This window comes from Saccharothrix sp. ST-888, assembly GCF_000955975.1.
In the GTDB taxonomy this organism is placed as follows: Bacteria; Actinomycetota; Actinomycetes; order Streptomycetales; family Streptomycetaceae; genus Kitasatospora.
In genome coordinates, this window is the sequence record NZ_JYJF01000017.1 from 1 (window position 1) to 19339 (window position 19339).

A 19339-nucleotide genomic window follows, 5' to 3' on the forward strand; every position below is an offset into this window, starting at 1 on the left:
ACCATCAGGTGCTTGGCCGATGTGGCCCGGAGACCACCATGCGACCACCAGCTGACCGGACATCAAAAAGGCCGCTCCCGCCAGAAGCGGAAACGGCCTACGACCTGCAATTTAGCAAGTCGGGACGACAGGATTTGAACCTGCGACCCCTAGTCAAGTGCTTCAAGTAGTGTCGCCAGCCAGGACCTCAAGGTCCTGGCTTCTTTGCTTCTCAACTACCTTGTAGGCGCTGGATGTTGGAGTCATCGGCCATGCTCGCCCGACTGCAGAGACTCGTCCGGAGTGAGACACCGTCAGTGTTCACTTCGTGCACAAGCGCCCGTTTTCGCCCATGGCCGCTCATTGGCGCTCATCGCGTGCGGTCCCAAAGTGGTCCCCAAGTGGTCCCCAGGGTTCTGGCCCGACTCCAGTCACGGCGAGTAACAGCAATCTGGCGGTCCTTCAGCAGGCACCATCTGCGGCGCACAGCAGCCGGCTGCGCATTGCCGCTGACCGTCCGGGTCGCTGCGTGCAGATCAAGGTCGACTACCCACTGGCTACGGATTGTGATCTTCCGGGCGGTGTGTCGTCTTGAGCGTGTCTTCGCCGATTGGTTCTGACGTGCCTCGCGCACCGCCCCACGCGCTCTGCCGACACGCCCGACGGGACGGCGAGCCTTGGACCCGGGATCACCCGAGGTCTAGAAGGAGAAACTCATGGGACAGCGTGCGCAGCGTGGCCGGGTCTACCGGCGGTGTGGGTGCCAGGATGGGAACAAGAAGCAGCTGGGGCCGTGGTGCCCGCGGCTGGCTGGGGACATCAAGCACGGAACGTGGACGTATGCGGTCGATCTCGCGCGGGAGGAGGGTCGGCGGCGGGTCCGTCGCCGGGGTGGGTTCGCGAGCCGTGCCGAGGCGGCCCGGGAGATGGCGGCCGTGCTGGACGGTGAGCTGCGCGGGGTCTACGAGAACCGCCGCACGACGGTTGCGAGCTACCTGCGTGAGTGGCTGGGCACGAGGAAGCCGCACCTCGCGCCGAACACGTACGCCGGCTACGCGGCGTGCGTCGAGCGCGACCTGATCCCGGCGTTCGGCCGCATTCGGCTGCTTGATCTGCGGCCGAAGCACATCGACGAGTGGGTCACCGCCCAGGTTGAGGCCAAGCGGGGCAGGGTCACCGTCTACCGGGCCGTGTCCACCCTGCGCAACGCGCTGAACGCGGCGGTGCGCTCGTGGCGGCTGCGCTACAACCCGGCCAAGCACTCTGTTCCGCCCAAGCCGCGCGCCGAGGAGCGCATCTGCTGGACCCCGGAGCAGGCCGCAACGTTCCTGCGCCACGGAGCTGAGCAGTATGCCGATCAGCTGACCGATCTGTTCGAGGTCATGCTCGGGACCGGCATGCGCCGGGGCGAGGTCCTCGCTCTCCACTGGTCGGATGTCCACCTTATGGATCGAAAGCTCTTCGTCCGCTGGACCCTGGCCGCCGTGGACAACGGAACGCTCCATCTCGGCCAGCCCAAGACCGAGGCCAGCCGGGCCTGGATCAGCCTCTCCCCCAGAGTGATGGCGGCCCTGCACCGCCAGGCCGCGATCCAGATGGCTGCCCACCCGGAAGGCCGGCTGGAGGGCCTCGTCTTCGCCCGCCCGGGCGGTACACCGCTGCGGCCCCAGTGGGTCCTCGACCAGCTCCGCAAGCGCACCACCGAAATCGGCCTGCCCAGGATCGGGCTGCACGACCTGCGACACACCGCCGCCAGCATCATGATTGCCGAAGGCGTCCCCCTCGCTATCGTCTCCAAGACGCTGCGGCACGCCACGCTCGCCACCACCATCAACCTTTACGGCCACCTCTTCAAGGACTCCGCCGACCAAGCCGTCCGAGCGCTCGCCCGAGCGCTCGATCGCGCCGAGTCCAGTCGGCCGCGTGTCCTCCGGGAGGGTGACGACGGCATGTCGGTGGCGGCGTAGAGGCGGTAATCGGTTCTCGGGCTCCGGCCTCACCGCCCGGAAGGGGCCTTTCGCCGCGCGATCCTCCCGCGAAGAGCCGTGAGGACGTGAGGTGTGACGCGGCGCAGTGTCGGGGGGAGGGTGACGGTTACCGGGAGCGCCAGGCCGCGCTGCCGTCGGGCTCTGGGGCGAGTCGCTCGCACAGGGCGTCGGCGATGGGTGTCGGGTGCCCGTTGTCGGTGAGGAGGCGGCCGGCCAGGAAGGCGGTCATGTAGAGAACGCTTTCCCAGATGGCGCTCGTCATGGCCGGTGGGCCGAGGTCCGGCGCGGTGCGGACGAAGTGCCCGTGGAGGAGGTACGACTCGTACACCGCGAACGATGGGTGAATTCCGCGGGCGGACAGGCCACGGTACAGGTGGTACATCGGCGTGAGGTCCTCGTTGCTGAATCCCTTCTCGGGCCCGAGGTTCGTCAGCGCGTCAACGGTCTCGACGACGGTGAGCGCCTGTGGGGTCAGTGCGCCGAACTCCGCGATGGTTGCGCTCAGGTCGAGCCCGCTCGGCGCCAGCCGGGGAACGTACGGCTCGGGGTGGAGCGGCAGCGGCGCCTTGCTCGGCTGCTCGGCGTTCCGTCGGGCGATTCCCCCGTTCGCGGCCCGGATCTTGGCAAGACGCTTCCGAGCTGCCCGTCGGTGCCTGGCGAGGCGCTGGTTGGAGTCCTGGATGTTCTCGTGCATCTTGACGTGTTGTCGCCACGCCTACGCCGCAGGCCTTCAACGTGGCCTCCCTACCGGAACAGGAACCCGGCTTCGGAGTTGAGCCGCCCGTCCGAAGACGGCCGAGTCACGCACTGCACACCGGCCCGTATCCACCAGGTTTGAGCCGGCTCACTGCCTACGGAGCTTCAACCACTGGTTCGCTCTCGCTACACCTTCTGACCTCGCTAGACGGACCCGCACCGTCCGGTAGTCCCGGCACGTCCCGCCGTTGTCGGGGCTGCTTGCCGCCCTCCCCGGCGTTCCCCGGATCAGGCTGCCCCCAGCTTCACCAGACCGCTGCGACGGTCCGGCGGAGAAGGCTTTTCACCTCCACTCGATCGTGTGGTACTTCGTGGCGCACTCCTGTCTCAACGAAGGTTGAGTGATCTCATCGACCGTTGGTGGCTGGCCAGTTCGTCCCGTCAAAGGCTCACCGAGCGGTTCGACGGTGTCCTGTCTTCATCGAGGCTGGCTGAGTCTCACCTTGTCCTGCTCGGCAGGTGCGCTGCCGAGCAGGAGAGCCGGAGTGGGGCGTCGGCGGAAAGGCGGGTGTGGCCTGAGCTGTTCGTGGGGTAGATCGGTGACTCGGCCCCCGAGAGCTGTTACAGGCCGCCGCGCTGGGCCGGGAACGTGAGCAGCGTCCCCGCGACCTTCTCCGGGTGATCGGCCTCGACCAGTTCGACCGGCCTCTCCAGCGAGTACACGGTGCCCGTCGGCGGGTACTGGGTCAGATCCGCGCGCAGGATCATCGGGTTCTTCGACACGAGGACGTCCTGGCCTTCGGGTCCGTTGATGACCACGGTGAAGGAGGAGATGACATCGCGCTCCTCGTAGTTGGGCGGGTCGTTGCGGGTGAGCGTGAGCGTGCTCTTCGGGTCGGTGTCGACATCGGTCGGCTCGATCGTGACCTCGCTCGTCTCGCCGTCGTCGCCCAGGAAGGTCTTCCCCGCGACCTTGAAACCGATGGTCTCCAGCAGCACGCTCCGGTCCGGGTTCCTCGGATTTTCCTCGACCTGCTGCTTGATGCTGCCCCTGAAGTCCACAGGCGCCAGATGGCCGTGGTACTGGAGCTCGGCGTTGGTGGCGAGGATCGGGGTGACCACGTTCGCCCCGATGGGCGGCAGTGCGCCGGCGCGATGGGTGGGCGCGGCCTGGGCTCCGGTGCCGGCCAGCACCGGGCAGGCCGCCAGGGCGAGGGCGGACACACAGATGGCGAGCCTCGGGCGCAGACGTGGCGACACGTGGAATCTCCTGGTTCTCGACGAGATGCGACCGGGAGCGGCGTGACCCGACGGCCGCTCGGCAAGCCCCTGCGCGGGCTGCGGGTCTGCCCCTCCCGTGCCGGGGAACGAGCGAACCAGGCAAGGGTTACGGCCACCGAGGCAAGACCACTCGGACAACACACGACCCGGCGGCCTCCTCACCGATCGAACCCCGACACGTCCAGTACGGGCGCAGCCCGGCGTTGACGGCCCGCCTCGGCAACCTTCCGATCACCGGGGGCGCGGCCCGCGGGTTCGTTCGAGCCCCGGTCTGGAGGCGCCGAGCTCTCCGGTGCCGCCCACCCGAAAACCCGCGGCGGGCGGCACCGGAGACCCGGTCACCGCGTCCGGGGGAGAGTCTTAGCCCTCTCCAGGAGGGCCTCGTACGACAGCTCGGCGCGATCGAAGGCTCGAAGCGCGGTATCGCGAAGGCTCAGGGCCCTCTCGAACGTGCCCAGGGAGGAGGCATAGATCATCTTGCTCTTGCTATTGGCGGTATCCGGGGTCCAGAGGATGGACAAGGCCCTGGTGCCGTTTGCTCCGTCCTGCGGCTTGTACGGGACGTCGTACACCGCGTACCGGCACTCGTTCTCCGGGAGGGCATCGAGGAACTTGTCGTAGTCGGTCTCCGTACTGCTCTCCAAGGGGACGACCTCGCTGGAGTCGCCGTTCACCCCGAAGATCAGATACCTGTACTTCCCGCGCTCCAGGAGCTCGCGGAAAACCCTGCCGCACTCGACATTGACAGCCAGTTGGTCAGGCACGCCTGCTGCTCCTTCGTTCGCGACGACGATGCGGATCCGGCGGGCGCCCCTGGCCTGAGCCGGCAGCCAGGTGACGGTCATCGGGCCGCCATCGGCCAGGGTCCGCCGTCCCCGCCAGCCTGCCCGATCACGCCGCCTCCAGCCAGACGCCACACCCAATGTCGGCCCGGCCCGTTGGCTCGGGCGCGGCCGATCAAGAGATCCCGGCATCGCCAGGTATTGAGCGTTGTTGATCTTGGCGCGCAGGGTCGACTGCGCCCGCTTGCCCACACCGGCGAAGTACCGGTCGACCTCCCGGGACGAGAGCTGCCACGGCACCGTGCCGTAGAACTCGCAGACCTCGATCACCGGCTTGATCAGCCCGTCCAGGGTCTTCGGTGCCAGGCCGGCTGCGTCCCGCGCCCACTGGTACTCGGACAAGGTGTCGAGGAAGAAGCTTTCCTCGTCCTGCTGCGAGATTCGGGCCTGGCGCCGTCGCTGGAGGGTGACGACGTCCGCGAGGCCGGACTCGACCGACACCGCCACCGGATACGACCCGACCGGCCTCGAGGCCGACGGCTACTACCACACCCTCTTCCACCAGTCCCGACCCGCCACGCACGACTGGCGGCCGTGACCGCGGCGTCTGTCGCCATGGCGTCGTGGGCCATCGCGACGACGTGGGCGTCGTTGAGTGCGCTCAGCGCGCCCGGGTGTCGGCGTGGCTCGGCGAGCAGCGCGCGGCGTCGGGCTGCTGCGACGATGTGCTCGGGGATCGTGGCGGTAAAACCCCTTACCTCTGGGTGGGGCCCTATGCGGCACCGCAGGGTTGATCGTTCCCGGGCACATCAAGATCACTTCCCGCTGTGCTGGTCAGCGCATGTCGCTCTGCCTGGCTGACCAGCCACCTTCCCGCTGTTGCGCGCAAGGTCAGCGCCGTCACGGCAGCTGCGGTGCGGTGCGGGGGTGTCCGAAAGCGCCTCCCAGCGTCGTAATCGCCACGCAGGACCGCTCGCCATACCGATCCGGGGTCGGCCAGTGCCATCCGGTGCGGGAGCGGCCCCGCCTGGCCGTAGCCCAAGAAGGGGATCAACCGAGGACGACGGGTTCGCCGGTCAGTGCGACGCCCGCCTGGCGCAGTTCGTCGATGGCGTCGTCGGTGGTGTCGGCGGCGACGCCGGCGGTGTAGTCGAGCAGGACGCGGACGGCGAAGCCGGCCTTCGCGCCGTCCAGCGCGGTGGCCTTCACACAGTGGTCGGTGGCGATGCCGACGACGTCGAGATCACTGACGCCGCGTGCGCGAAGCCAGTCGGCCAGGGACGTGCCGTCCTCGGCCGAGCCCTCGAAGCCACTCTTCGAAGCGGAGTAGGCACCCTTGTAGAAGACCTCGTCGACGGCCCCGGAGGTGGCGGTCGGCGCGAAGTCGGGGTGGAAGTCGCCGCCCTCGCCGCCGACCACGCAGTGCACCGGGAAGGAGTTCTGGAAGTCCGGATGCTCGGAGAAATGGCCGCCCGGATCGATGTGGTGGTCGCGAGTGGCGACGATGTGCGCGTAGCCGTCGCCGGCCGAGCGCCGAATCAGGTCGGCGATGGCGCGGGCCCGGTCGGCGCCGCCCTTCACCGGGATACTGCCGCCCTCGCAGAAGTCCTTCTGCACATCGACGACGATCAGTGCTCGGCGCACAGCGCAATCCTCTCCTCGCGGGAATCCGTGCCCGGATGCCTACCCCCTTCCGCTGAGGTCGGGTGCATCACTGCCGGGTCGTTCACCCGTCCGGCCAGATCCGCCACGCGTGCTCAGCGGGGTGGCTGGTGCGGACGCTGGTCAACCTTCTCCAGCTCCGCCGCGAGCATTCCATCGATCCCTGGAACGAGGAGGTCCGCAAGACCGCGGACGCAGCACCGGTCCGGCTGCTGCCAGCCGCCCGGCGGACCACGATCCGGCGCCCCGGGGGCCTGTGACCCGGGTCCGTGACCGCCCGCAAACCGAGCAACCCTCGGCCGCATGGTCACCGCCCTCTCCGCCGCGCTGCCCGGTCACGACCGGGCGGAGGTTCTTCAGGCTGTTAGCGCTCCCGCAGCCTGCCGGGTCAGCCGGTGCTCTTGATGCCCAGCCGCAGGCCCTTCGTTCCCAGTCCTGTCGGACCGTAGGGGTGGCTCTGTTCACCAGAACGGGTTCTGGCACAGGTTGTGTGGAGCCGCCTCGCAGTCCCGCAAGGCCACGGCTGGGTAGGGCCGTTGACCTGCCGCCTCGCTGAGCGCAGCGCCTTGGTTCCCGGCCGCCGGACCGGTCCACCACACATGTCCTTGGACAGCGAAGTTAGTCGGCTGCGAGCTGGTGACCTGGGCGGACTTGATTGGTTGTCACGGAGGATCACTGGCGTGGGCTGGATGCGCGGTCCTGGACGTAGCGTCTGATGACGCCGTAGGAGATCGAGGTCTCGTGCTCGTCCATGAGCTTCGCCCAGATCTCTGTGGGGCGGTGCCCCGCCTCGATCATGGAGTCGACGAGGTGCTGGACAGGATCGACGGCGGTTGGCCGACGAGGTAGCGGTTTGCGGGGGCGAGGTTCAGGTCCGTCCAGGGCGGCCCGGACGGTTCGCCAGGAGACGTTGTGGCGTCTTTCCAGAGCTCGCATCGAAAGGGCTTCCCGTTCAGCGTCGTGCCGGATGCGCCGGTAGAGCTCCTTCTTGTCGATCTTCTTGGACGGCACGGGGTTGGAGGCCGGCTTGCGCTGCCGACGGGGTGGTCGGGCATCTGCCAGGGTTCGTTCAAGGAGTTCGGAGGGGCGGCCGGCCAGCGCGGCAAGGCGTTCAAGGCGGGGCTGTCCGAACCAGTTCGGTGAGCCGGTGAGGAGGCCGTGTAGGTAGCTCGGCTTGAGGTGGTTGGCGTGGGCTAGTCGTCGAATATAGGAGTCCGTCGGTTCTCCGGGACGTGGCCGGACCTGGATCGGAAGCCGGTGCAGCAGCGGTTCCGGGGCCTGGGTCACCCGCCGACCGCCTTCCTCAGCGGAGAAGCCGCGGTCTCTGCGGCGTGATCCAGTGGGATTGCGTCGATTGCCTCCTTCGTCACGCGTTCGGTGCCGCAGAGGATGGCGTCGATCGCGGCTCCTCGGATGGCGTGGGACAGGGCTCCGATCATTCCGTCGGTCCGGTTGTGGAGATAGCGGTCGAGCTTGACCAGGCTGCCGGGCGGGTGATCGTGCAGCAGCAGGGTGTTCTCCAGGGTGGCCACCAGCCCCTTCCACTCGGCGCCGTAAGGGAACGGACGGGTGGGGACGAGCGTGAAGCGGCCCGCGATCTGGGCCCCGCGGGTGCCGGCCAGAAGTTCGCTGTCCTCGACGCCGATGCCTGCGTAGACGAATGTCGCGGGGATGCGCTCGGAGAAGTACTTCAAGGTGTCGGAGACTTCGGCGCCGGACCGGGTGGTCTGCGAGATGTTGTGGATCTCGTCGACCAGGACCAGGCCGGTGCGGGTGTCGGTGCAGACACCGACCACAGCCTCGATGATGTCGGTCATGTTCAGCCGGGACCGGATGGGCAGGCCCAGGAATCGGGCGAACTCTGCGGCGACCATGCGGGCGGTCGCTGCCGGCGGAACGGTGATGTAGAGCACCGGGATGCGGTCCGGGACATGGGGATGTCGGGCTCGGTCGAGGAGTTCGTGGGCTCTTCCGAGCTGGGTGATGGCGATGGTCTTGCCGGTGCCGGGCAGGCCGGAGACGATCAGGCCGCGGCGGGCGCTGATCGCGTGCCGGTTGAGCAGAACGAGACGACGGCCGCAGGTGACCGTCTTCTCGACGAAGGACGTGGCGACCACGAGCATCCGGGCGTGGTGGTCCATGCGGGCCTCGTCGTAGAGGTCCCGATCTGTCGCAGACAGCCGCTGCAACTCGTCGGGAGGCAGCAGGGCTGGGGGTTCGGGCGAGCCGTCGACGAATCTCCGCCATCCGTCCAGGGTGGTCAGCTGCCGGTTGGCCTCGACGTCGGCCTCCTGCGGCGCGATGTGCCGGACAACCGGCTCGGAGATGGTCACGGGCGCCTCCAGGGGTTGGCGAGCGGGTCGAACAGGCCCAGCGGGATGACCTCGGCGAGGTCGGTGTCCGCCTCGTCGTCGTGTGCCGGCTGGGCTGCAAGCGGGTCGGGGATCGGCCGGTCAATGTTGGTGGCCCGGGTGCGGGCGGCGACCCGGCGGTCCTGCCGTGACCGCTTGGACGGGCGGGCTTTCTCCTCGTCGGGGCCGTCGTAGGCGCGACTGAGCAGGGCCGCCGCCGCATCCGCGATCTGCTCCTCGGTTCCGCCGGGAACCTGCGCGCGGGCGTGGTCCCAGGCCATCTCGCCGAACGGGGCACCGACGCGGTGCAGGTGCTTCCAGAACACGGTGATCCACCCGTCTGCCCCGCCCCGCCGGTCGCGTACCCAGATCCGGGAGACGTCGTAGGGATCGTGGTGGATCTCCCACAAGCCCTTCTTCTCCGCGACCCCGGAGTGCTGACGGCGCAAAGGGTTCAACTCGTGGCTGTCGTAGGTGCGGTGCTTGATCCGGATGCCGTAGGCGTTGATCGCCTGCCAGCGTTCGGGCAGCAGCTCGACGTAGTCCTCGCCGTTCAGCGGGGCCGGGACGTAGCCGCACGACTCAAGCAGCATCGCGTACTTCTCGTTCGGCGAGAACGCCCGTTTCGGGGCATCCGGGTCCCGTAGCGCGTCATGAGGCCTGGTTTGCCAGACAGGTCCCGGTGATCCATTCGTCCAGGAGGTCCTGGAGTTCGGGCAGAGACCACAGCGGCCCGTTCTCCAGGCCCCGGCCGCGGCGTTCCCTCGAGCGTCCGGTGTAGCCCGCGACGTACTGCGCGAACAGCGTCGCCACCGAGCCCAGGGTCTTCTCGATCGTGCCCTTCTCGAAGGGCGAAGCCTTGTGTGTCGGCTGGAGCGTGATGCCCAGATAGCGGCAGGACGCACGGAAGTTGTTCGAGATGAAGACCTTTCCGTGGTCGCAGACGATCGTCTCCGGCACGATCACCGGCCTTGCTGCCGCGTGTGCCAGCCGCTCGTCCAGAGACAGCAACCGCCGGTGCGGCAGCACCGAACGGGACATCCGCAGAGCCTCCGACCAGCCCGGCCGCATCATCTCAGGCGTGATACTGCGAGCCAGGAGAGCGGAGGCATCAGCCGCCTTCGTCGAAGGCCGCAGCACCGCGGCGGTGATCGACCTGGTCGCGATATCGACCATCGCCGTCATCTCGACCTTCTCGGCGATCCCGTCGTCCAGCCGCACCAGGACATCCAGCGGGGTGGAGTCGATCTGCATCAACTCGCCCGGAGCACCGGCCGGCAACTCCCCGAACGGGCCGGACGGACGTGCATGGACCGACCGCCGTGTGGTCGCGGAACCAGTCGCGTGCGTCCCGGTGGCCAACTTGTCGAACAAGCGGTAGAGCGTGCGGTCGGACGGCACTTCGATCCGGTCCCCGTCCTCACGGGACACCAGAAGCTGCTTGGCCCGCCAGACGACGAAACCGATTGTCTTCGACGACGCGTCGGCTGTTTCGGTGATCGCCTGCTGCATCGCCTCGACCACCGCCGGGGCAACCCGGCCGAAGGCGGGCATCTGCTTGGCCGACCGGCCGTCCGCCAGCCCGACCAATCCGTCGCGCTGATATCGCTGGCGTCGCTGCTTGATGCCGCTGGCCGTCACCGTATGCCCGGCCGCCGTCAGCTCGGCCGCTTTGGCTCGCTCACGCTCCGCCAGTGAGTGTCGGCCCGGGTCGAACTCCGGTCGCGGCACCGACCCCCGGGGAGCATCCGGCGTCAGCCCGTGAAGCACCTCCAGAATGTGCTTCTCCCACCAAAGAGCCTGGTCAGCAGCACTCTTGGGAAACTCCGCGAGCCGCGACGTCGGTGGAACCCGCCGCCTGCCGTCCGTCATTCCGTACCTCCTCCGGGCAGGCCCACGACTGTGCGCGGCCCCAGAAGTTCCTCTTCCAGCCCTGCGGCGACCAGGTCCCGGCGCCAAAGCAGATGGAACAGCGAAGGAAGCGTCGCGAGCCGGTCTCCGGCGGCATCGGCCCCAGCCAGCAGCAGACCCGGCTCCGCGAAGACCTCCAGCAGCCGGTCCGCGGCAGGGCAGCGCAGGCAGCGAGGGTGCCGGTAACGCGAGAGCCACCGCACGTTCGCCAGCAACACGGGCTCCGGCACCCCCACCCGCTCGAACTCCCACCCAGCCTGGACGCAGGCCAGGCGCGTCACCGCGAACGCCTCAGCGTCCTGTGGCGCGATCCGGTCCTCGGCGCGGACGTCGACCACCACAGCCGAGCCGTCCGCACGGCGAACGAAGTAGTCCGGGGCGTGCCGCCGCTCACGCTCGCCGTCGTGCCAGTGCAGCCAAAACGGCTGAGAGCCGATCCCGACGACCGCCGGATCAAAGTCCATCAGCACGAGCCGGTCGCGCTCCAGCCACGACTCGAAGCCGACGTGCTGTCCGGTGGTCGCAGCCCAGTACCAGCCGGGAAAGTGACGCTCACCCCGCGACCAGCGGAACGGCCGCACAGGAGCGACATGCTCAAACCGAGACGTCACACAATCCAGCATCGGACGCCGCACCCGTCCGTGCACGGGGCTCATGTACGACAGCTCGACGTATGCCCCGCCGGACTCCACACCAGCCGGTATAGCCACCCAACACCCCCAGCACGTCTACCTCACACGACTAGGTTCGCTGGCAACGAGGCCCGAACGGCTGGATTCACTGTCAAACGCCTCGATTGGATGACAGCAGACAACACAACCTGTGCCAGAACCCCAGAACGGACAGCAAATGTTCACCACTTCGGGAGGCGCCTGAGCTGCCGCAGAAATCGAACTCCTTGCATGCTGGGGCGTAGCGGGGGGAGCCGCTCGAGCTCCTTTGTCTCAGCCCCGACAGCCGAGGGCCTTCGGGGCCTCGGCTGTCGGGGCTGCGATCCGATCAAGATCGTGACCAGACCGAGCCTGCGAGCGCGCTGCGACCGGCGCCTTACAGCAGGGTGATCACTGCCTGGCCAGGTATACGTCGGCGCTGATCAGGTGGTCGGTAGTGGCGCCCGCCGCCAGCTTGATCTTGAACAGCCAGGCGGCATACGCGTCGCTGTTTACTGACTCGGGAGAGCCGGCGGCGTCGGTGTTCGGCGCGATAATCTCGCCGGTACCCGGGCTGTAGAGGTCACAGGCGGCCTTGGTCGACTCCACGATGGCGATGGCCTCACCAGTCTTGACCTGCCTGCCCGCGTGGGGCAGTTCCAGGAACACGATGTCCCCGAGCTGCTCCTGGGCGAAGTCGGTGATGCCGACCGTCAGCGTTCCGTCGGCTTCGATACGGACCCACTCGTGCGTGTCGGTGTACTTGAGATCGGCAGGGGTGTTCGGCATGGCAGGGGGCTCCTCTAAAGCGTGTCTCTTTGATCGGCTCAGCAGTTGATCGGATGTGTCTGTCCGGTTGGTGATCAGTGATGCGATGTGGGACCGGATCGAGCCGTTGATGCCAGCCGATCCGGTCCGTGGGCGGCGGTGGGCGGACCACCGCCGCACCCTGGAGGCGATCGCATGGAAGTACGCACGTGCTCGCCGTGGCGGGACCTGCCGAACGAGCTGGGCCCGTTCCAGACCGCGCACAAGCGGCTGCTGCGCTGGGCGGTCGACGGCACATGGGAGAAGCTGTTCGCCGCCGTCCTGGCCGCGGCGGACACCGACGACGACATCGGCTGGACCGCCTCCGTCGACTCCACGGTCTGCCGGCCCCACCAGCACGCGGCCGGTGCCCGCAAAGGGTGACAGCCTCCGCGGCGAGCCCTCCGACCACGCGATCGGCAGGTCCCGTGGCGGGCTGAGCACCAAGATCCACCTGGCCAGTGACGCCCGCGCGCGGCCACTGGCGATCGTCCTGACGGCCGGGCAGGCCGGCGACGCGCCCGTCTTCGGCACGGTCATGGCCGCGATCCGCGTGCCCGCGCCGGGCCCGGGCGTCCACGCATCCGGCCCGACACGGTGATCGCGGATCGCGCGTACTCCGCCCGCGCGATCCGCTCCCACCTGCGGGAACGCCATATCCGTGCGGTCATCCCGCAGCCGGTGGACCAGATCCGCAACCGGCTGCGGCGCGGTTCACACGGCGGACGCCCACCCGGATTCGACCGTGAGGCGTACAAAGAGCGCAACACGGTCGAGCGGTGTATCAACCGGCTGAAGCAGTGGCGGGGCCTGGCCATGCGCACCGACAAACTCGCCATCGCCTACCAGGCCGCGCTGCACGTCGCAGCCATCCTCATCTGGCTCCGCAGATGACCAGGCGACAGACCTACAGCGGCGAGCTGAAGTACTTCTCGCCGATCTTGGCGAGCACGCCGTTGCTCTTGACCTTCTCCAGCGCCTCGTCGAGCTTCTGCCGTCGGTCATCACCCTTCCTGACCGCGATGGCCTTGGGGCCGAAGTAAGCGGCGTCGGTGATCGGTGAACCGGCGGCGAACCCCTTGCCCGCGTCGGTCCGGAGGAAGGCTTCCTCGATGACCCGGGGGTCAGCCAGGACTGCGTCCAGGCGCCCCGCCGTGAGGTCGAGCAGGATCGCGTCCACCGCCCCGTAGCGGAGGACAGTAGCCCCCTTGGGGGCGCACACTTGCATGGCGTACCGGTCGAACACCGATCCGCTCTGCACGCCGACCTTCTTGCCAGACAGGTTCTGCACTGTTGCCTCCGGCCCGTCACTACGCATGGCGAAGACGCCCGATGCGTCCGCAAGGTACGGCGCGGTGAAGTCGACCACCTTCTCCCGGTCTGCCGTTGCATCGAGGAACGCGATGATCGCGTCTACCTTGCGGAGCCTCAACGCGGGGAGCAGAGCATCGAACTCCTGCTCGATGATCGTGATCGGCTCGCCGAGTTCCTCGGCGAGCGCCTGCGCCACGTCGTAGTCGAAGCCGGCGACGTTGCCGTCGGGCTGCTTGAACGCAATCGGCGCAAGGGCCGCTTCGATCCCGAACTTGAAGCCAGCCATGCTTCCTCCTCTGTTGGATGGGCAAGACGGGCCGGGTGCGGCTTGGACGCTCGGCCCACTGCTGGCCCAGCCCACAGGGTCTCGCAACTCATCGTATCGCGCATGTCACTTCAGGTGATCGAGAGAGGGTTGGCGCTTCGAGAGGGAGGACGCCGCCGCGACCTGGAAGAGGATGTTCGGCCACCATCCGCTGTTTGCGTTCGTCGACCATGGCGCGAGCGGTGCCGGGGGAATCGGTGGCGGGCCTGCTTCGGCCCGGGAACGCGGGCGTCAACACCGCCGCCGACCACATCGAAGTCGCCGGGCCCGCGCTCGCCCAGCTGCCGCAGAAGCACCGGCGCGGGCGGCAGACCCTGATCCGCACCGATTCCGGTGGTGGCACTCACGAGTTCGTGGACTGGCTCGCCGCGTCCGGTTTTGGGGAGGCTCCCGAATTAGGCGCCGGGTGCGCGGGCGGGCGGCTGCGGGCGCCTTCTCGGTGTTGGCGGGCGCCTCGCTGCTGCGGCGGAAGGGGCGGATGGTGCCCTCTGAGCCGTTTGGCGGAAATTGGCTGGTCTGTCGGTCATGCCGGTCGTGCGCGGTTGTGCTGTGTGTCATATGCCGGTCACAGTGTGCGGGGTGCTTGCGCCGGGTTTGGGCAGTTCCTTCTACTAAGGCGAACATTCGATCGATTGCTCCCTTCTGTCGTGGTTCGGAGGCGGGTCTCTGTGTCAGTACGTGTGGGTGACATCCGGGAAGTCCTTGAGCGGGCGGCGCCGGGTGGAGTGGTCGAGATCCCGGTGTCCGTGCTGAACGGCCATGCGCCCGACGCGCGGCTGGTGTTCCGTGGTGGCCAGCTGCGGGTCGAGGGTGCGGTGTGCGATCTGAAGGAGTTGTGGATCACCGGGCAGGCCGCCACGACCGCTTCTGCGTCCCCGGTGCCGGTCCGCATCGCCTTCACGGGCGATGGTGAGCTGGTGACCGGGACGTTGGCCGCCGCCGATCTCGGCGAGGGCCGCGGGCTGGTCCTGATCGACGGTGCCGTGGACGGCGCCGAGCTACCCCCGGGGGCGTGGGCGGTGGTGGACGGCCGGGCTTTGCGGCTGACCGCGCGGGCCCCTGCGGCCCAGACCGATTCCGGGCGGCGGGACGGCCTGGGCCGGCCCCTGCCCCCGGTGCGCGTGCGGACGGCAGCCGAACGTGAACGGGACCGTAGGCCGCAGGCCCTGGTGACCGAGCAGGGCATCCTGGTGCCCCGGTCGCCGGTGTTCCGGCGGCGGGGGGCGCGGGTTCTTGAGTCGCCGATGGTGCGTGGGTGGTCGCCGATCGGTACACCGAGTGGTGACAACGGCATCAGCGTGAACTACGAGAATCCGCCGGTGCGGATCGCGGGGGCGCTGACGGCGCTGCCGATCTCCCGCGATGGCTACCACACGGTGGTCGGCGGGACGTTGCTGGTGGATACCGGCGCGTTCAACGGGACTCTGATGGGCGCGTACTACGAGGGAGACGATGTAGGCCCGTCGCTGTTCGCCTTTGGCTCGCTGGGCAGCGAGACCGGGTTCACGCCTCCTCCCTTGCAGGTGCGCGGCATCGCCGCCGGGTTCGGCTGGAACAGCCGGGTGCGGGTGCCGTCCGCGGAGACCCTGGGGGAGTTCCCGTTCCTGCGCGCGCTCGACGACCCGGGCGCGGGCAAGGACGAGGTCGATCCGCTGGAGGTGCTGAAAAATCTGATCGGCCCCGGCGGGTGGGTGAGTCCGCAGGAGGGTGATCTGTGGCTGGCCGCCGGTCTGGCGTTCGACTGCTTCGCGTCCTTCAAGGGCCGGATGATGGCCCTGGTCCAGACGGGTTCGGATCTGACGATCAGCCTGCTGGGGATCGGCGGGGCCGAGCTGCCCACGAAGGGCGACTGGAAGATCGCCCGGCTGGAGATCGGTATCGAGGCGACGCTGCGGCCGAAGGCCGGCGAGCTGAGCCTGAGCGCCGGGTTCACCGAGAAGACCTTCATCATCGACCCGAACTGCAAGCTGCACGGCGGCGTCGGGATGAAGTTCTGGTTCGGCAACCATCCCAAGGCCGGGGATTTCGCGCTGATCCTCGGCGCCATCCCGCCGGACCGCCAGGTGCCCGCCCACTACCCCAAGCAGCAGCCCGCCGGCCTGACCTGGGGCATCGGCTCCACGGTCAGTATCAAAGGCAGTGCCTATGCCGCGCTGACGCCCAAGTCGCTGATGGCCGGCGGCTCGCTGGAGGTCACCTTCCACGCCGGGATGCTGCGGGCCTGGCTGATCGCCAAGGTGGACGCCCTCGTTGAGTGGAACCCCTTCTACTTCGATGTGGGCATCGGCGTCCGGGTCGGTGTCTCGGCCACCATCAAGGTGTGGTTCGTGCGCATCACGATCTCCATCGAGATCGGGGTCGACGTGCGGGTGTGGGGGCCGTCGGTGGGTGGTGAGGCCACCGTCCACCTGTGGTTCATCTCCTTCACCATCGGGTTCGGCGCGGACCGCCGCGATGACGAACCCGCGTTGGGCTGGGGCGGTTTCCAGGGCATGCTGCCCCCGCCCACGGCCATGGTCCGTACCGTCCCGGTGTCCGGATACACCGGTGAGAGCACCCCCGAGGTCGGCGCCCGCAGTGCTACCAAGCCGTGGCTGGTCGACAGCGGCGGTTTCACCTTCACCGCGGACACCCAGGCGCCGGTCAGCAAGCTGTACCTGGACCGCGACAGCACCGAGCCGCAGGCGACCGCCCAGGCGGTGGACATCCTGCCCATGCGCGTCAGGGGCCGGGAGAGCGAACTTCGCGTCTGGCTCGACTACAACAACACCACCGAGAGCCTTGCGGACTGGGGCTGCACGCTGATCCGCGGCAGTGTCGTCAACGGCCTGTGGGGCACGAGTGCGGGCGGGGGCGGTGACGGGCTGCTGCCCGACCGGGTTCTCGGGGCCCGGCTGGTGTCGCCGCCGGTGAAGTACGGCGCCAACACCGGGTTCATCGACGAGAAGGGCATCTCCTTCGACCCGATGGCGCCGGACGGCAACCAGCCGCTGTCCGCGGACGAGGCACCCTCCGGCGCCCGGCCGCAACGTACCTGCGAGGTGATCGGGAAGATCCAGGACGGTATCGACGCGGCCGGCACCCGCGGCAACCGTTCCGCCCTCATCAGCGCGCTGGAGGGTCTGGGTGTCGAACTCGGCCCACTCGATGCCGACCTGAGCGGGTACGCCCGGGCCGCGGGCACCGCCTTCACCGCGCATCCGATGCTGGTGCCCGCCGCCTGATCCGGCCCGCCCGAGACCACCACCGGCCGGACCGCTCCAGCCGCCGGGCGGCTCGCTGCCCGTGTTCTCAGCCGCCCCTGTCGAAAGGCACTCTTTGTGACCGCCGCACCCGAATCAGGGCCCAGGCCCTTCACCGCGCCCACGGCCCGGCACCGCACCCGGTTCTTCGACCACCGCATCCCCTCGCTGTACGCCGGCCGCTACGTGATCAACAACCGGCAGGTCCTGAAGGACGTCGACGGCGAGGACCACGAAATCGAGGCCACGCCGCAGCCGTTCGACGTCATCGAGCCGCGGTTCAGCATCGACCCGGCAGGGATCAACGCCCGCTTCCCGGTACCCGATGCCAAGGGGGCCTACGGCCTGATCCTTCCGCACATCAACCTCGACGCCCCCGGCCTGCCCTGGAACCGCCCGCTGGGCGCCGGGCATGAGGAGGCGGTTCCCTGGATGGCGCTGCTGCTGTTCCGGGAGGGCGAACTGCCCGAGGACCCCGACGCCTGCGGCCTGGTCGTCCTGGGCTCCGTGCGTGAACTCCTCGCCTCCGACCGGCCGCTGGGCCCGGGAGAGCCGCCGGCCCTGCCGGAGGAGAGCCTGCGGGACGACGAGAACGAGGAGCGGTGCGCGACGGTCCTGGTCCCCGCAGCCCTGTTCGACCAGGTCAAACCCCTGCCCGTGGAGATGGGCTACCTCGCTCACGTCCGGGAGGGCGGCCCGCCCGACGCCACCATGGCCGCAGTCGAGCCGGCCCCGGACGAGGAACAGCTGAACGCCATCGTCGTCGCCAACCGGTTCCCCTCCGCCGTCGGCGGCCGGCACGTGGTGCACCTGGTCTCCCTCGAAGGCTTCGACCAGTACCTGAACGCCCCCGCGCCGGCCGCGGGGGTGCGTCTGGTCTCCCTGACCTCCTGGTCCTTCACCAGTGAGCCCGACTCCGGCATCGGCTTCGGGGACCTGGCCCAGTATCTGGCCACCACCGACGGCAAAACCCCCCGCGACGCGGAGGAGCTGCGGCTGCGCCTGCCGGTCAGCGCCCCGGCCAGCCCCTCCGATCATCAGCGCGAGGCCCTCGACCGGATGGCGGGCGGCGCCGTCGCCCTGCCGCAGCGTCTGGAGACGGGGGAGCGTACCGTCGCCTTCCACCGCGGGCCGCTCACCGCCCGCCCGGCCCGCGAACTTCCCAAGCCCGCCGCCACTCGGCTGGAGTCGTCCGGCGAGGCCCTGATCTACCTGGAGAAGTACGGCGTCTTCGACACCGCCTACGCCGCCGCCTTCACCGCGGGGCGCACGCTCGCCCTGGCCGACGCGGAATTCCGCAGCGCCTTGCTTGAGTTCCGCTCGACCGCACGCTCCGCCGTGCGCCGTCTGGCCTCCCACCCCGAGCTGGCAGGCCGTGCGGTGGCTGCCCGGCAGCTCACCGCACCGTTGTCCTTCGAAGCCTTCGACCGCCTCCTCCTCGACGGCGACGGCACCCGCTTCGCCCGCGCCGTGAACCAGGCCGGCCCACAGCTGCGGGCCGGCCTGCACCGCACCGCCACCGCCCGCCGGCCCCGCACCGTATCCGGGGTGCGGGCCCTGCTGTCCCAGCCGAGCGTCGCCACCTTGCTCACCCAGGCCGCCGGGGACGAGTTCCGGACCGTGACCGACTGGCTGGACCGTCTGCGCCGGCTGGAGATGCTCGGCTTCGAGCACCTGGTCCCCGACAGCCGCATGCTGCCGGCCGAGAGCATCCGCTTCGCCTACGTCGACCCCTGCTGGGTCCGCGCCGCCGTGGACGGGGCCTTGAGCATCGGCGTCGGCCACGCCCTGGACGCCGACCTCAACCAGCTGGCCACCACCGGCGGACCGGTACCGGCCTGCGCGGTGCTCATCCGCTCCGACCTGGTACCGAACTGGCCCCAGGCCATCGTCACCGCCTACGCCGACACCACCGTCATCGAGCCGCTGCGCAGCACCGTCTACGGCACCGATATCCGCCTGCTGCTCTACCCGCAGGTGATCGACCGGTTCGAACTGGCCGAGCCGCCACGCGGCATCTGCTTCGGCATCGGCGAGGTCGGCACGCTCCAACTCCGCCGGATCAGCGGTGACCGCATCGGCTACCCCGTGGAAGGGGCCGCCGGGGAGTTCCCGCCGGAAAACAGCTTCGACCGCTTCGACCGCTTCCGCCGCTTCCTGCGCCCCAATGACCCGGACAACCCCACCGACCCGGATGTCCTCAACGTGTACGGCCCCGGCGATCCCCTGGTCCCCGCCCTGTCCCAGGCCCACGACGTCCAGCAGCTCTCCTCCGCGCAGTTCGCGCTGCAGATGATCAACGCACCGCAGGCGCAGACCTTCTCCTACCGGCCCTGACCGCCATCCCGCCC

The 19339-nt window shown here is 69.0% G+C and carries 14 protein-coding genes and 3 pseudogenes; 5 read left to right on the forward strand and 12 right to left on the reverse strand.

The features are described 5' to 3' along the window. Nucleotides 1-119: 119 nt before the first annotated feature. A pseudogene (locus UK12_RS39520) lies at nt 120-198 on the reverse strand. Nucleotides 199-905: 707 nt separating this feature from the next. Between UK12_RS39520 and UK12_RS09015 the strand changes: the two are divergent. Further along, the gene (locus UK12_RS09015) at nt 906-1946 is read left to right on the forward strand and encodes a tyrosine-type recombinase/integrase (RefSeq protein WP_052681730.1); all 1041 of its coding nucleotides are present in this window, start codon (nt 906-908) and stop codon (nt 1944-1946) included. 127 nt (nt 1947-2073) lie between these two features. On the opposite strand, the gene UK12_RS09020 is transcribed toward UK12_RS09015, so the two are convergent. From UK12_RS09020 to gcvH, 10 genes are all read right to left on the reverse strand, one after another. After that, entirely contained in the window at nt 2074-2661 is a 588-nt protein-coding gene (locus UK12_RS09020; protein ID WP_045301570.1) for a hypothetical protein, read from the reverse strand. A 623-nt stretch (nt 2662-3284) separates the two neighbouring features. Next, entirely contained in the window at nt 3285-3923 is a 639-nt protein-coding gene (locus UK12_RS09025; protein ID WP_156178613.1) for a hypothetical protein, read from the reverse strand. Nucleotides 3924-4282: 359 nt separating this feature from the next. Then, complete coding sequence (locus UK12_RS37680) at nt 4283-5227, reverse strand: actin-binding ADF family protein (RefSeq protein ID WP_197084686.1); 945 nt, start codon at nt 5225-5227, stop codon at nt 4283-4285. 549 nt (nt 5228-5776) lie between these two features. Then, on the reverse strand, nt 5777-6370 hold the full coding sequence (locus UK12_RS09035; RefSeq protein ID WP_045301574.1) for an isochorismatase family protein: 594 nt from the start codon (nt 6368-6370) through the stop codon (nt 5777-5779). Between the two features lie 690 nt (nt 6371-7060). After that, nucleotides 7061-7675, reverse strand: coding sequence for a TniQ family protein (locus tag UK12_RS39525; RefSeq protein ID WP_197084687.1), 615 nt, complete (start codon nt 7673-7675; stop codon nt 7061-7063). Further along, a complete protein-coding gene (locus UK12_RS09040) occupies nt 7672-8721 on the reverse strand; it encodes an ATP-binding protein (RefSeq protein WP_082119445.1) in 1050 nt (349 codons plus the stop codon). Before UK12_RS09040 ends, UK12_RS39525 begins: the two co-directional genes overlap by 4 nt. Continuing rightward, nucleotides 8718-9332 carry a Mu transposase C-terminal domain-containing protein gene (locus tag UK12_RS41060; RefSeq protein ID WP_197084688.1) on the reverse strand — a complete coding sequence of 205 codons (615 nt, stop codon included), beginning with the start codon at nt 9330-9332 and terminating at the stop codon, nt 8718-8720. The genes UK12_RS09040 and UK12_RS41060 overlap by 4 nt, the downstream gene beginning before the upstream one ends. Nucleotides 9333-9390: 58 nt before the next feature. Then, a complete protein-coding gene (locus UK12_RS41065; protein WP_197084689.1) occupies nt 9391-10611 on the reverse strand; it encodes a DDE-type integrase/transposase/recombinase in 1221 nt (406 codons plus the stop codon). Next, complete coding sequence (locus UK12_RS09050; protein ID WP_045301576.1) at nt 10608-11342, reverse strand: TnsA-like heteromeric transposase endonuclease subunit; 735 nt, start codon at nt 11340-11342, stop codon at nt 10608-10610. The genes UK12_RS41065 and UK12_RS09050 overlap by 4 nt, the downstream gene beginning before the upstream one ends. Nucleotides 11343-11711: 369 nt before the next feature. Further along, the gene (gcvH, locus tag UK12_RS09055) at nt 11712-12089 is read right to left on the reverse strand and encodes a glycine cleavage system protein GcvH (RefSeq protein ID WP_045301578.1); all 378 of its coding nucleotides are present in this window, start codon (nt 12087-12089) and stop codon (nt 11712-11714) included. Between the two features lie 85 nt (nt 12090-12174). On the opposite strand from gcvH, the pseudogene UK12_RS37690 reads away from it, so the two are divergent. Beyond that, nucleotides 12175-13001 (forward strand): annotated as a pseudogene (locus UK12_RS37690) (IS5 family transposase). 13 nt (nt 13002-13014) lie between these two features. On the opposite strand, the gene UK12_RS09075 reads toward UK12_RS37690, so the two are convergent. Further along, nucleotides 13015-13707 (reverse strand): transporter substrate-binding domain-containing protein, encoded by a 693-nt coding sequence (locus UK12_RS09075; protein WP_045301583.1) that lies wholly within the window; start codon nt 13705-13707, stop codon nt 13015-13017. A 139-nt stretch (nt 13708-13846) separates the two neighbouring features. Here UK12_RS09075 and UK12_RS37695 point away from each other — a divergent pair. The 3 genes and pseudogenes from UK12_RS37695 to UK12_RS09085 form a co-directional block, all read left to right on the forward strand. Then, a pseudogene (locus UK12_RS37695) lies at nt 13847-14108 on the forward strand (transposase); the annotation flags it as partial. A gap of 882 nt (nt 14109-14990) precedes the next feature. Continuing rightward, nucleotides 14991-16970 carry a DUF6603 domain-containing protein gene (locus UK12_RS44735; protein ID WP_331386643.1) on the forward strand — a complete coding sequence of 660 codons (1980 nt, stop codon included), beginning with the start codon at nt 14991-14993 and terminating at the stop codon, nt 16968-16970. Nucleotides 16971-17066: 96 nt separating this feature from the next. Continuing rightward, the gene (locus UK12_RS09085) at nt 17067-19325 is read left to right on the forward strand and encodes a hypothetical protein (RefSeq protein WP_197084690.1); all 2259 of its coding nucleotides are present in this window, start codon (nt 17067-17069) and stop codon (nt 19323-19325) included. Nucleotides 19326-19339: the final 14 nt, after the last annotated feature.